Consider the following 723-nt stretch of genomic DNA (forward strand, 5'->3'; position numbering starts at 1 on the left):
CCTTATTTCCTTTCATTTTAGCTTGCGTTTCGTCAAAAAGTTCTTTAAGCGCTGGGTCATATTCCAGCACCGCCTTAAAGGCCTGTAATTCAGCCAAAGCCAGCCTATGGTGTACATTTAAATGCGCATAGTTCAATTCGATATCAGCCAAACGGTCGACGAGTGACTCAGCGACTAGCTTGTCGATTGTGTGATTATCCATGTCTGTTCTCCATTTTTTCTATTTTTTGATTTAATTCTTGAATGGCCTTGATTAAGTAAGGCACCAATTCAAATGTGCGATATGAATATGCACCGTCAGGATTCTCATAGAATGCTTCAGGGGCATATTTCTGGACATCCTGAGCCATGATACCACATGAGATATCCTCAATTTGGCCATCGTATTCTTTACGATAGCTGTAAGTCTTCAGCTTTTCGATGACATCTAGACCAGATACTTGACTGTCTTGAATATTTGATTTATAGCGACGGTCTGAGATTCTTTTATTCATCTCAATCCAGTCGCTACCTCCGTTACCTTGTCTATTCAAATATAGCCAGGTACCTCCTTGTGAAGTATCTTTCCATAATTTATTATATATAGGTGAGTAAAGCCACTCACCGCCACTATAAGTGATACGACCAGACACCCTCAAACTACCATTTATCACTGCTCCATTTGAAAACGACGGTTGACTATAAAAATTCACTCTTGATCTATCCGAAAAGTCAACCCTACCG

The 723-nt window shown here is 40.1% G+C and carries 2 protein-coding genes; both read right to left on the reverse strand.

Going from position 1 to position 723, the window contains the following annotated elements; all coding sequences use genetic code 11:
• Positions 1-202, reverse strand: a 202-nt coding sequence (locus HT691_RS11065) for a hypothetical protein (protein WP_083022303.1), incomplete at its 3' end; no start/stop codon positions are given.
• A partial coding sequence (locus tag HT691_RS11070) for a tail fiber domain-containing protein (RefSeq protein WP_172925389.1) occupies positions 195-723 on the reverse strand: 529 nt, incomplete at its 5' end. The genes HT691_RS11070 and HT691_RS11065, both read right to left, overlap by 8 nt.

Origin of the sequence: Streptococcus sp. 477, from assembly GCF_013277295.1 — a bacterium.
Lineage (GTDB): Bacteria > Bacillota > Bacilli > Lactobacillales > Streptococcaceae > Streptococcus > Streptococcus pseudopneumoniae.